The 11,903-nt window shown below is 70.8% G+C and carries 12 protein-coding genes; 6 read left to right on the top strand and 6 right to left on the bottom strand.

Going from position 1 to position 11,903, the window contains the following annotated elements; all coding sequences use genetic code 11:
• Nucleotides 1–21: 21 nt before the first annotated feature.
• Nucleotides 22–660: a histidine phosphatase family protein gene (locus BOSE127_RS16835; protein ID WP_042540899.1), complete on the top strand. Its 639-nt coding sequence runs from the start codon at nucleotides 22–24 to the stop codon at nucleotides 658–660.
• A gap of 67 nt (nucleotides 661–727) precedes the next feature.
• Nucleotides 728–1,459: a hypothetical protein gene (locus BOSE127_RS16830; protein ID WP_017887285.1), complete on the top strand. Its 732-nt coding sequence runs from the start codon at nucleotides 728–730 to the stop codon at nucleotides 1,457–1,459.
• Nucleotides 1,460–1,637: 178 nt separating this feature from the next.
• Here BOSE127_RS16830 and BOSE127_RS16825 read toward each other — a convergent pair whose 3' ends face one another.
• Complete coding sequence (locus BOSE127_RS16825) at nucleotides 1,638–2,708, bottom strand: glycosyltransferase family 4 protein (protein WP_031259798.1); 1,071 nt, start codon at nucleotides 2,706–2,708, stop codon at nucleotides 1,638–1,640.
• 5 nt (nucleotides 2,709–2,713) lie between these two features.
• Nucleotides 2,714–3,790: an alpha/beta fold hydrolase gene (locus BOSE127_RS16820; protein ID WP_328698932.1), complete on the bottom strand. Its 1,077-nt coding sequence runs from the start codon at nucleotides 3,788–3,790 to the stop codon at nucleotides 2,714–2,716.
• Between the two features lie 113 nt (nucleotides 3,791–3,903).
• On the opposite strand from BOSE127_RS16820, the gene treS reads away from it, so the two are divergent.
• Complete coding sequence (treS, locus tag BOSE127_RS16815; protein ID WP_017887282.1) at nucleotides 3,904–5,613, top strand: maltose alpha-D-glucosyltransferase; 1,710 nt, start codon at nucleotides 3,904–3,906, stop codon at nucleotides 5,611–5,613.
• 35 nt (nucleotides 5,614–5,648) lie between these two features.
• On the top strand, nucleotides 5,649–6,395 hold the full coding sequence (locus BOSE127_RS16810) for a 3'-5' exonuclease (RefSeq protein ID WP_017887281.1): 747 nt from the start codon (nucleotides 5,649–5,651) through the stop codon (nucleotides 6,393–6,395).
• 178 nt (nucleotides 6,396–6,573) lie between these two features.
• Here the strand turns inward: BOSE127_RS16810 and BOSE127_RS16805 are convergent, their stop codons facing one another.
• The 3 genes from BOSE127_RS16805 to glgA form a co-directional block, all read right to left on the bottom strand.
• On the bottom strand, nucleotides 6,574–6,822 hold the full coding sequence (locus BOSE127_RS16805; protein ID WP_017887280.1) for a type B 50S ribosomal protein L31: 249 nt from the start codon (nucleotides 6,820–6,822) through the stop codon (nucleotides 6,574–6,576).
• A gap of 102 nt (nucleotides 6,823–6,924) precedes the next feature.
• Nucleotides 6,925–7,707 carry an ABC transporter ATP-binding protein gene (locus BOSE127_RS16800; protein WP_017887279.1) on the bottom strand — a complete coding sequence of 261 codons (783 nt, stop codon included), beginning with the start codon at nucleotides 7,705–7,707 and terminating at the stop codon, nucleotides 6,925–6,927.
• A gap of 9 nt (nucleotides 7,708–7,716) precedes the next feature.
• Nucleotides 7,717–8,916, bottom strand: a complete 1,200-nt coding sequence (gene glgA, locus BOSE127_RS16795; RefSeq protein WP_031259795.1) for a glycogen synthase — start codon at nucleotides 8,914–8,916, stop codon at nucleotides 7,717–7,719.
• 47 nt (nucleotides 8,917–8,963) lie between these two features.
• Here glgA and BOSE127_RS16790 point away from each other — a divergent pair, with 47 nt between their 5' ends.
• The gene (locus BOSE127_RS16790) at nucleotides 8,964–10,205 is read left to right on the top strand and encodes a glucose-1-phosphate adenylyltransferase (RefSeq protein ID WP_042540903.1); all 1,242 of its coding nucleotides are present in this window, start codon (nucleotides 8,964–8,966) and stop codon (nucleotides 10,203–10,205) included.
• A 95-nt stretch (nucleotides 10,206–10,300) separates the two neighbouring features.
• Complete coding sequence (serB, locus tag BOSE127_RS16785; protein ID WP_042540905.1) at nucleotides 10,301–10,939, top strand: phosphoserine phosphatase SerB; 639 nt, start codon at nucleotides 10,301–10,303, stop codon at nucleotides 10,937–10,939.
• A gap of 91 nt (nucleotides 10,940–11,030) precedes the next feature.
• Here serB and fabG read toward each other — a convergent pair whose 3' ends face one another.
• Complete coding sequence (gene fabG / locus BOSE127_RS16780) at nucleotides 11,031–11,744, bottom strand: 3-oxoacyl-ACP reductase FabG (protein ID WP_031259788.1); 714 nt, start codon at nucleotides 11,742–11,744, stop codon at nucleotides 11,031–11,033.
• Nucleotides 11,745–11,903: the final 159 nt, after the last annotated feature.

Raw genomic sequence — 11,903 nt, 5'->3', positions numbered from 1 at the left:
CGCGTCTGCGAAGATCGTCGGGTGACGACCCTCCTGTACCTCGTCCGCCACGGCGAGACCGACTGGAACGCGCAGCGCCGCATCCAGGGCTCCACCGACATCCCGCTCAACGACACCGGACGACGGCAGGCCGCCGAGGCCGCCGAACTCCTGACCCGCCGGCCGTTCGACGCCGTGGTCGCCTCCCCGCTGTCCCGCGCCGCCGAGACGGGTGCGATCATCGCCGATCACCTGGGACTCGACGCCCCGACGACGTACCCGGGCCTGGCCGAGCGGTCCTACGGCGAGGCCGAGGGTCTGACCGACGACGAGGTGTCCGCCCGGTACCCGCACGACGACATCCCCGGTCGGGAGTCCCGCTCCGCCCTGCTCGCGCGGATCACCGAGACCCTCGGAGAGATCGCGGTGCGCTTCGACGGAGGCGTCGTGGTGGTCGCGACGCACGGCGCGGTGATCCGCAGCGTCGTCAACGCCGCAGCCCCCGGGACAGCCGACCGCGGCCACACCCCGATCCGGAACGGGTCCATCCACTCGTTCCGGTGGGACCCGGAGCGCTTCCACGCCGAACTCGTCCGGTTCGACGACCCGATCGACGACGTCTCCGACGCCACCGGCGGCTCGGCGTTCGAGTACCAGAACCCCTTGGAACGCCGGGGCTGACCGGGGACTACGCTCCGACGCACCCGCACACCGGGGACCACCCGCAACCCAGGGTGACGGGAGCCAGATGTCCGACGACGGAACCAGCCGACACGGCCGGCATGCCCCCGATCCGTCCGACGACGACCTCGACCGCGTGTTCGGCCCGGAGACGGCGAGCATCCCCACGCGCACCCGCGCCCGCACCTGGTTCGTCATCGGCGGGAGCGTCCTCGTCGTGGCCGCGGTCATCGCCGTGGTGCTCGGGTCGATCATCGGCAGCGTGCAGAACGGCATCGGCGGGGTCTTCCCACGGCCGGACGTCGCGCTCGACCGGTTCGACACGCGGGTGGACGACCTGCCCGGCGTCATCGAGGTGCGGCACCACGCCCCGGCCAAGACCGGGTTCGCGAGCTACGACGCGGTCGCGACGGTCCGCGCCGACCCCTCGCTCGACCGCGCTGCCAGACGTGACCTGGTCGCCGCCATCAGCCGAGCAGCCGACGAGTCCGGTGGCAACGGCGTCCGCGTCGTCGTGATCGCCGACCTCGGCAGCCTGCAGATCGGCGTCACAGGAGCCGGGGAGGTCGCGGCGAAGCGACTCGCGCTGGCGGACACGCTCGACCGCATCGGCGGGGTCACCGCGGTCCGCTGCTCGTGGGAGCGCGGCGGCGACCCGTCCGACACCGCACGGGACCAGTCGATCGTCGTGCGGACCCCGGGGCGGGGAGCAGCGGTGCCGCCCATCGTGTCGCGGGTGACCGAGGAGACGCAGAAGGTGTTCCCCGGGGCGGACGTGCAGGTGATCGCGCGGAAGTAGCGGAAGGAGGTGTGGTGCGGTGGTCGCGGCCGGGCGACGTGGAACCACACGGTCGACGTCGTACGACATCGGCAGCGTCGTTCCGCATCGCCACGAACCGCGAGACCGCGCCAGCGCCCCGAACCGCGAGACCGCGCCAGCGCCCCGAGCCCGCGCCGGCGCCCGCCCGCGCCCGCTCTCAGGCCCGCCGGTCCCCCACGGCCCGCTCGACGGCCCGGACGACCTGCTCCGCCGAGTCCTGCCACCGGAACCGCCGAGCACGCTCGATCGACCGCAGCGAAGCCTCGTCCCACCGGTCCTCGACCCGCCGGACGGCCGCGGCGACGGCGGACGGCGACGCAGGGTCGAAGTACTCGGCCGCATCGCCACCGATCTCGCGGAAGATCGGGATGTCGCTGACGACGACCGGGGTCCCGACGCCCATCGCCTCGACGAGCGGGATGCCGAACCCCTCGTCGTACGACGCGGTCGCCAGCGCCGTGGCCGAACGGAGCACGGACAGGTACTCCTCGTCCGTCGCGCCGTCGTGGAAGACGATCGTCCCCGCGGGAGCGAGCCCCTCGAGTCGCGCCCGGTCGGCACCGGACACCCGCGACATGCAGTGCAGCGTCCAGTCCGCCCCGAGCAGCGGCAGCGCCGCCGCCAGGGTCTCGACGTTCTTGTACGGCATGAACGACCCCATGTAGACGAGGGAGCGCTCGCGCGGCGCTCCGGTCGCCCGTGGCGTCGCCGGGTCGGCCGCGTTGTACGCGACCGTCACGGGTCGGCTCGTCAACCGGTGCTCGGCGATCAGCCCGGCGGTCGTCTCCGACACCGTCACCACCCCGTCCGCACCGTTCAGCAGGAACCGCTGTGGCGCCCACGACAGGTGGAACGCCCGCCAGCCGAGCCGCAGCGGCCACGAGAACTCCCGCGGGGGCGTGCGGTTGCGGTAGTAGATCAGGTCGTGCAGCGTCAGGACGAGCGCGTACCGGCGCCCGCGCGACCCCATCGTCTGCATCGGTGAGAACACCGCGTCGAGCCCCAGACGGTTGACCCGCCGGGCGACGAGCGGCTCCCCCGCGTCCGTCGGCGCCGGCAGCAGCTCCCACGGCAGGTCCGGCGGCAGCGACTCGAGCTGGCGCTCGTCATGGACGAGCAGCACGAAGTCGTGTCGGTCCGGCAGGTTCGCGACCACTCCGGCGGTGAACCGGCTGATGCCGTCGTGCCGACCGATCCGCACGTACCGGCAGTCGATCCCGATGCGCAGGCGCGTCACGCGTCGGTCTCCTTCGTGTCGCTCGCCGTCGCCTCGGTCGCCTTCGCGGCGTTCGGCTTCGTGGTGTTCGACTTCGCCGGAGCCGTCTTCGCCTCGGTCGCCTTCCCGGCGGTCGTCCGGGAGGCCCGCCCCGCCCCCGACGGTCGGCCCGCCCTGGTGCCGCGGCCCCGTCCAGGGCGCGCGGCCGTGTCCGCCATCCGGCGCAGCACCGCGGCGGCGGCCAGAGCCGGTGTCTCGTAGTGCACAAGGTGCCCGACACCCGGGATCACGACGAGCTCGGCGTCCCGCAGGCGTTCGGCGAGTGCACGCTGTTCGGGCACGGCGGTGATGTCGTCGTGCTCCGCCGCGACGAGCAACACGGGCACGTCGATCCGGTCGGCGTACTCGGACACGTCGTGGGTGACCGAGGTGCGGAACGCCTCGAGCACGCTCGTACGGTTCGCGAAGGCCGAGAAGTACCGGTCGTGCTGATCGTGGACCCACCGGCGGACGACGGGGTCGTGCGACTTCAGCATCGCGATGCTCATCGCCCGGACGATCGCACCGTTCCGCAGGATCCCGAGCCCGATCGGCTTCGGCAGCACCGCGCCGGCACGGTAGTACCCGATCGCGATCGCGGTCCCGACGGCACGCGGACCCTGCAGTGCCGGGGCGGCGATGGGGTTGACGAGCACGAGCAGCCGGGTGTCGAGACCGGCGGCGACGGTGGCCGACACCAGGATCGACCCGAACGAGTGCCCGAGCACGACGGTGTCGCGCCCGAGCCCGAGCGCGGCGTGGAACCCGGTCAGCCAGGTGACGTACGCGTCGATGTCGGACACCGGCAGCGGATCGGACACGCCGAAGCCGGGCAGGTCGGGGACGATCACGCGGACACCTTCCAGGTGCGCGGCGATCGTCTCGAGGCCGTGGTGGTCCCCGCGGAACCCGTGCACTGCGAGCACGGTGCGATCCGCGTCCTCGGGCCCGTAGACCCAGTAGTGCGTGGTCCGGCCGTCGACCTGGACGGCCCGGTGCACGACCGGGGTGGCGGCCATCAACGACTGGTACGGGGAGAGCACGGGCGGTTGCATCGGCGTCAGTCTAGGGAGCGAACCGCACGAATCCCCGGACACCCGCAGCATCTCGCGCCTATCGTGTCCGGGGCGGGCCGTCGAGCGGTCCGTCGACGACGACGAGGAGCACGGTGACCTTCACAGCCCCGATCCAGCTGCCCGGCCTGACGCTCGACCCGCAGTGGTACAAGCGCTCGGTCTTCTACGAGTGCATGATCCGGTCGTTCGTCGACTCCAACGGGGACGGCATCGGCGACATCCAGGGCGTGATCGGCAAGCTCGACTACCTGCAGTGGCTCGGCGTCGACGCGCTGTGGCTGCCGCCGTTCTTCCAGTCGCCGATGCGTGACGGTGGCTACGACATCGCCGACTACCGGGCGATCCTGCCGGAGTTCGGCACCCTCGACGACTTCCGCGAGCTCGTCACGAAGTCGCACGAGCGGAACATGCGCATCGTGATCGACATGGTGATCAACCACACCAGCGACCAGCACGAGTGGTTCCAGCAGTCCCGCGAGGACCCGGACGGCCCCTACGGCGACTTCTACGTCTGGCGCGACACCGACGAGGACTACTCGAACATCCGCATCATCTTCGTCGACACCGAGGAGTCCAACTGGACCTTCGACCCGGTCCGACGCCAGTTCTTCTTCCACCGCTTCTTCTCGCACCAGCCCGACCTGAACTTCGAGAACCCCGCCGTCATCGAGGCCATCTACGACGTCGTCCGGCACTGGCTCGACATGGGCGTCGACGGCCTCCGGCTCGACGCGATCCCGTACCTGTTCGAGTCGGAGGAGGGCAACGGCGAGGGCGAGCCGGAGACGCACGAGTTCATCAAGAAGCTCCGCGCGATGGTCGACGACGAGTACCCCGGCCGGGTGCTCCTGGCCGAGGCGAACCAGTGGCCGCGCGAGACCGCAGCCTTCTTCGGCACCGACGAGGAACCCGAGTGCCACATGGCGTTCGACTTCCCGGTGATGCCGCGCATCTTCTACTCGCTCCGCGCCCAGCACGCCGCCGAGCTCAAGGCGATCCTGTCCGAGACCCTCGACGTGCCAGCCAGCGCCGCGTGGGGCGTCTTCCTCCGCAACCACGACGAGCTCACGCTCGAGATGGTGAGCGAGGAGTACCGGCAGGCGATGTACGGCTGGTACGGCTACGACCCGCGGATGCGCTCGAACATCGGTATCCGCCGACGTCTCGCTCCCCTGCTCGACAACTCGCGCGCCGAGCTCGAGCTCATCCACGCGCTGCTCTTCTCGCTGCCCGGTTCACCGTTCCTGTACTACGGCGACGAGATCGGGATGGGCGACAACATCTGGCTGCCGGACCGCGACTCGTCCCGCACGCCGATGCAGTGGACGCCGGACCGCAACGCCGGCTTCTCCACCGCAGACCCGGGCAAGCTCTACCTGCCCGTCGTGCAGTCGCTCGTGTACAACTACGCGCAGGTCAACGTCGAGGCGCAGCTGGCCCAGTCGCGCTCGCTGCTGCACTGGGTCCGCAACGTCATCCACACCCGCAAGGCCCACCCGGTGTTCGGCCTCGGCTCCCTGAACGTGCAGGAGACCTCCAACGACTCGGTGCTCGCCTTCGTCCGCTCGTGGGAGGGCTCCGGGCAGCAGTTCGGGCCGTCCGCCGAGGACGTCCTGTGCGTGTTCTCATTCGCGACGAACCCGACCTCGGTCACGATCTCCGCGCCGGAGTTCGCGGGTCGCCCGCTCTACGACCTGTTCGGCGGCAGCTCGTTCCCGTCGTTCGACGAGGACGGCACCGTCACGCTCACCATGGGCACGCAGTCGTTCTACTGGCTGCACGTCGGCGCGCCGACCCGGTAGTCGGGGGTGTCGGTGCGTCCCGTTAGCCTGACCGCGTGACGTTCCCCACAGCACAGCTCGACGCACCCGCTCCGTCCCAGGACCTCACGGGTCGCCCCTGGTGGCACGCGCTGGGCGTCTTCGACCTCGAGACCACCGGGGTCGACGTCGAGACGGCCCGCATCGTCACGGCCCACGTCGGACTCATCGACATGACCGGGGCCTCCATCGTCGAGGGCGCGTGGATCGCCGACCCGGGCGTCCCCATCCCCGAGGGTGCCGCGGCCGTGCACGGGTACACGACCGAACGTGCCCAGGCCGAGGGGCGTCCCGCGGCCGAGGTCGTCGGCGAGATCATCGCCGCGATCGAAGCCGTGTTCGCCCGGGGCATCCCGCTGGTGATCTACAACGCCCCCTACGACCTCACCGTCCTCGACCGCGAAGCGAAGCGGCACGGGTTCGCCTCCCCCGTCGTCGGCAACGTCGTCGACCCGCTCGTGATCGACAAGGCGCTCGACACCTTCCGCAAGGGCAAGCGCACGCTCGAAGCCGCGTCCGAGCTCTACGGTGTCACGCTCGACGACGCCCACGACGCCGGCGCGGACGCCATCGCTGCCGGGCGTGTCGCCCAGGCCATCGCGGGCAAGTACCCGGACGAACTCGGCATCTCCGCCGAAGCACTCCACCGCAAGCAGGTCGGTTGGTGCGCCGAGCAGGCCGCGTCGTTCCAGGACTACATGCGCAAGAAGCGCGACCCGTCGTTCACCGCCGACGGCCGCTGGCCGCACCGCAACGGCGCCTGACCCCGCACAGCCCGCGCGGGACACCGGTGTTCGTGCGCCGAACACCCGCACAACCCGGTGTGACGCGCGAACACCGGTGTCCCGCGGCCCTGGGTCAGCGGCAGCCGGAGCCACCGCACAACGCGAACGGGCGGCCCTCCTGCAGGAGGACCGCCCGTCGACGTTGCGTGGGGGCTGCTTACTTGCTGAAGCCCTTGAAGCGCTGGTTGAACTTCTCGACGCGGCCGGCCGAGTCGAGGATGCGCTGCTTGCCCGTGTAGAACGGGTGCGAAGCGGACGAGATCTCGACGTCGATGACCGGGTAGGTCGCACCGTCGAGCTCGATGGTCTTGTCGCTGTTCGCGGTCGAACGCGTCAGGAACGTCTCACCGGAGGCCAGGTCGCGGAAGACGATGGCGCGGTACTCGGGGTGGGTGTCGGTCTTCATGGAGATTCCTCGATAGCGGTGGTGGGATTGCGCGAACTGCGCGGGAAGTCGTCGGCTTGCGCCAGCCGTCCACGATACCAGAGAGACGGCGGGATCGCAGCGCTACGCGGCGCGTGCCGTGTAGCGACCGGCGTCCTTGGTGACCGAGAGGTCGATGCCGAACGCCTCGGTCAGGGTCTGGTCGGTCAGGACCTCGTCGATGGGGCCGGCAGCCTGCACGTGGCCGTCGGCGAGGACCAGTGCGTGGGTGAACCCGGCCGGGATCTCCTCGACGTGGTGGGTCACGATGACGATGGCGGGCGAGTCCGCGCTCTGGGCGTACCCGCCGAGGGTGCGGACGAGGCTCTCACGGGCGCCGAGGTCGAGCGACGCGGCCGGTTCGTCGAGGAACAGGATCTCCGGGTCGGTCATCACGGCCCGGGCGATCTGCACGCGCTTCTGCTCGCCGTCGCTCAGGTCGCCGAACGTGCGGTCGGTGAAGGACCCCAGGCCCCACTCCTCGAGCACGCGCTGCGCACGACGGACGTCGAGCTCCTCGTACTCCTCGTTCCAGCGCCCCGTCACCGAGTACGCCGCGGTGAGCACGACGTCGATGACCTTCTCGGTGACCGGGATGCGACGCGCCAGGGCGGTCGACGCGAAGCCGATGCGCGGGCGGAGCTCGAACAGGTCGGCACCACCGAGCTCGGTGCCGAGCACCTCGACGTCGCCCGAGGTCGGGAACGTCTGGGCACCGGCGACCTGCAGCAGCGTCGTCTTGCCGGCGCCGTTCGCGCCGAGCACGACCCAGCGTTCGTCGTCCTGCACCTCCCACGAGATCGCGTCGAGGATGGTGGCCCCGTTGCGGACCACGGAGACGTCTGACAAGCGCACGACCGAGGGCATGCGACCAGCCTACGGGTTCTGGCCGAGCACCTGGTCGTAGACCTGCCGTGTCCTGGTGGCGATCGCGTCCCAGGTGAACTCGGTCTCGACACGCAGCCGTCCGGCGCGACCCATGAGCTTCGCCAGCCCCTCGTCGGCGAGCACCTCGGCCAGGGTCGCGGCGAGGTCGGCCACGAAGCGGTCGGGGTCGGTCGGGGTGCCGGTGCCGTCCTGCACCTGGTCGATCGGGACGATGCGACCGGTGAGCCCGTCGGCGACGACCTCGGGGATGCCCCCGGTACCGGTGCCGACGACGGGGATCCCGCACGCCATCGCCTCGAGGTTCACGATCCCGAGCGGCTCGTACACCGACGGGCAGACGAACACGGTGCCCGAGGACAGCACGTTCACGATCTCCTGGTGCGCGAGCATCCGGTCGATCCAGACGACGCCCTCGCGTTCGGCGCGGAGCCCCTCGACGAGCGCGGTGACCTCGGCCAGGATCTCGGGGGTGTCCGGCGCGCCGGCGCACAGCACGATCTGCACGTCCGACGGCAGCGAGGCCACGGCGCGGAGCAGGTACGGCAGGCCCTTCTGCCGGGTGATGCGTCCGACGAACACGACGCTCGGGCGCGTCGGGTCGATGCCGAGGGCACGCACGGCGTCCTCGTCGACGGTCGGCTTCCACGCGTCGATGTCGATGCCGTTGTAGACGACGTGCACCTTCGCCGGGTCGATCGAGGGGTAGGAGCGCAGGATGTCCGCACGCATGGCCTTGGAGACCGCGATGACGCCGTCGGCGTTCTCGAACGCCTCGCGCTCCATCCAGCTGGACAGGCGGTAGCCGCCGCCGAGCTGCTCGGCCTTCCACGGGCGCAGGGGCTCGAGGCTGTGGGCGGTGACGACGTGCGGGATGCCGTAGGTCAGCTGCGCGATCCGGCCCGCGGAGTTCGCGTACCAGGTGTGCGAGTGCACGAGGTCGGCACCCTCGACGTCGGCCGCGATGGCCACGTCGGTGCCCAGGGCCTGCAGTGCGCCGTTCGCCTGGCCGAGGCCGTCCGGGGTCCGGTAGCCCCACACGTCGGGTTCGTCACGGAAGGCCCCGAAGGCCCGGACACGGACTTCCGTCTCCGTTCCCGACCGCAACGCGGCGGTGAGTTCGGACACGTGGACACCGGCTCCGCCGTAGACCTCCGGCGGATACTCCCTGGTCAGCAGATCGACTCGCACTGGTTCAAGGTAACCGGTTCCCAGTGCTGACGCCTACTGTGAGCGGCATGGCTCCAAAGAAGGTCTTCGGCATCGTGCTCGCCGGTGGCGAAGGCAAACGACTCATGCCGCTCACCGCCGATCGCGCGAAGCCCGCCGTCCCGTTCGGCGGCAACTTCCGTCTCATCGACTTCGCACTGTCGAACCTGGTGAACTCCGGTCTCAACAAGATCGTGGTCCTGACCCAGTACAAGTCGCACAGTCTCGACCGACACGTCGCGGAGACCTGGCGGATGGAGGGGCTGCTCAGCTCCTACGTCGCGTCGGTCCCCGCGCAGCAGCGGCTCGGCAAGCGCTGGTTCGCCGGGTCGGCCGACGCGATCCTGCAGTCGCTCAACCTGCTCCGCGACGAACGCCCCGACATCGTGGTCGTCGTCGGCGCGGACCACGTGTACCGGATGGACTTCCACCAGATGGTCGAGGCGCACATCGCCTCCGGCCGCAGTGTCACCGTGGCGGCGATCCGCCAGCCGATCGGCCTCGCCGACCAGTTCGGCGTGATCCAGGTGGCCGAGGACGACCCGACCAAGATCGACGCGTTCCTCGAGAAGCCGAAGGACGCGATCGGCCTGGCCGACTCCCCCGGCGAGATCCTGGCCTCGATGGGCAACTACGTGTTCAACGCGGACGCCCTGGTCGACGCGGTCCTGCGCGACGGCCAGCTCGAGACCTCGGCGCACGACATGGGCGGCGACATCGTGCCCGACTTCGTCAACCGCGGCGACGCCGGCGTGTACGACCTGCAGCGCAACGAGGTCCCCGGGTCCACCGACCGCGACAAGTACTACTGGCGCGACGTGGGCACGATCGACTCGTTCTTCGACGCCCACATGGACCTCATCGCCCCGGTCCCGGTCTTCAACCTGTACAACCAGGACTGGCCGATCTTCAACCAGCAGACGAACCTGCCGCCGGCGAAGTTCGTCCGCGACGCGAACGGAAACACCGGCTCCACGGTCGACTCGCTCGTGTCGCTCGGCTGCCTGGTGTCGGGCGCCCAGGTCGAGCGCAGCATGATCGGGCCGTGGTGCTCGATCGACTCCGGTGCGAAGGTCCTCGACTCGATCGTGTTCGAGCGCGCCACCATCGGCGCCGGCGCGATCGTCAACCGCGCCATCCTCGACAAGGACGTCGTCCTCGCACCGGGTGCGCAGGTCGGCGTCGACCGCGAGGCCGACGAGGCACGCGGCTTCACCGTCACCGCGTCCGGCATCACCGTGGTGGGCAAGGGCGTCCGCGTCGACGCGTGACGACGCACCCGGGGCGCAGCCCCGGACGGACGGTCTGGAGGCACGGCTCGCGTCCCCGACGCGGCCGTGCCTCCGCCAGTCGGTACCGTTGGTGCGTGCCCCGCTTCCTCGTCGTCCTCGATGCCGATTCCACCCTCCTCGAGGACGAGGTGATAGAACTGCTCGCCGACAGCGCCGGGACCCGGCCACAGGTGGCGGCGATCACGGAGCGCGCCATGCGCGGGGAACTCGACTTCGCCGAGAGCCTCCGGGAGCGTGTCGCGACCCTGGCGGGCCTCCAGGCGGACGTCTTCGTCCGCGCGCAGCAGGCGGTCCGTGTGACGCGGGGCGCCGACCAGCTCGTCCGCGGCGTGCACGCCGCCGGCGGCACCGTCGGCGTGGTGTCGGGCGGGTTCCACGAGGTCCTCGACCCCTTCGCCGAGCAGCTCGGCCTCGACCACTGCCGGGCGAACCGGCTCGAGGTCAGCGGCGGCGTGCTGACCGGCCGCGTGCTCGGCGACGTCATCGACGCGCACGCGAAGGCCGTCGCGCTCCGCGAGTGGGCGGACGCCGACGGTGTCGACCCGGCACGGACGATCGCGATCGGGGACGGCGCGAACGACCTCGAGATGATGCGGGTCGCGGCGCTGTCGGTCGCGTTCGACGCGAAGCCGCGCGTGCGGGAGCAGGCGGACGTCGCGGTCGTCGACCGTGACCTGTCCGCCGTGCTCGCGACGCTCGGCCTGCGCGGCTGAGCGGACCGGCCGGTCTTCGCGCTCAGCGACACGTCAGGCGCGCGAGCACCCGTGGACGGTCGCTGGGCACGAAACGACGCGCAGGTGGTGGCTAGTGCCCCATCCCGAGGCCGCCGTCGACCGGGATGATCGCACCGGAGACGTACCCGGCGCCGTCGCTCGCCAGGAACAGCGTGGCGTCGGCGACGTCGTCGACCGTGCCGTAGCGGGCGGCGGGGATCGCCTTCTTGAACTCGGCCTGCAGCTCGTCGGAGAGCGCGGCGGTCATGTCGGTCTGGATGAAGCCGGGCGCGACGACGTTGGCGGTGATGCCACGCGAACCGAGTTCACGGGTGATCGAGCGGGCCATGCCGACCAGGGCGGCCTTCGAGGACGCGTAGTTGACCTGGCCGATCTGGCCGTAGGCACCCACGACGCTCGACATCAGCACGATGCGCCCGAACTTGGCCTTCATCATGCCCTTCGTGGCGCGCTTGACGACGCGGAAGGTGCCGGTGAGGTTCGTGTCGACGACGCTGGTGAAGTCGTCCTCGGACATGCGGAGGAGCAGCTGGTCGTTCGTGATGCCGGCGTTCGCGACGAGGACCTCGATCGGACCGAACTCGGCCTCGACCTGCGTGAACGCGGCGTCGACGGAGGCCGTGTCGGTGATGTCGGCCTGCACCGTCAGCGCGCCCTCGGGACCACCCTGACCGCTGCGCGACGTCACGGCGACCCGGTGGCCGGCTGCGACGAACCGCTCGGCCAGCGCGCGGCCGATGCCGCGGTTGCCGCCGGTGATGAGGACGGTACGGGGGGTGCTCATGGTCGCTCCGTTCGGTGGGTTCTGCTCGGCACGCGGTGCCGGGGACCCGGCGGACACGCCCGGACGAGCGTACCGGAGCCGACCACCCTGCCGGTTCGCGCGCGGCGCACCCACGATCGGCCCGGCGGGATTAGGCTTGACCACGGGTAGACGGAGACC

The organism is Curtobacterium sp. 8I-2 (assembly GCF_902506155.1).
Classification (GTDB): domain Bacteria; phylum Actinomycetota; class Actinomycetes; order Actinomycetales; family Microbacteriaceae; genus Curtobacterium; species Curtobacterium poinsettiae.
Note: the sequence above shows the minus strand (reverse complement) of the source record. Positions and strands in the feature narration are given on the sequence as shown.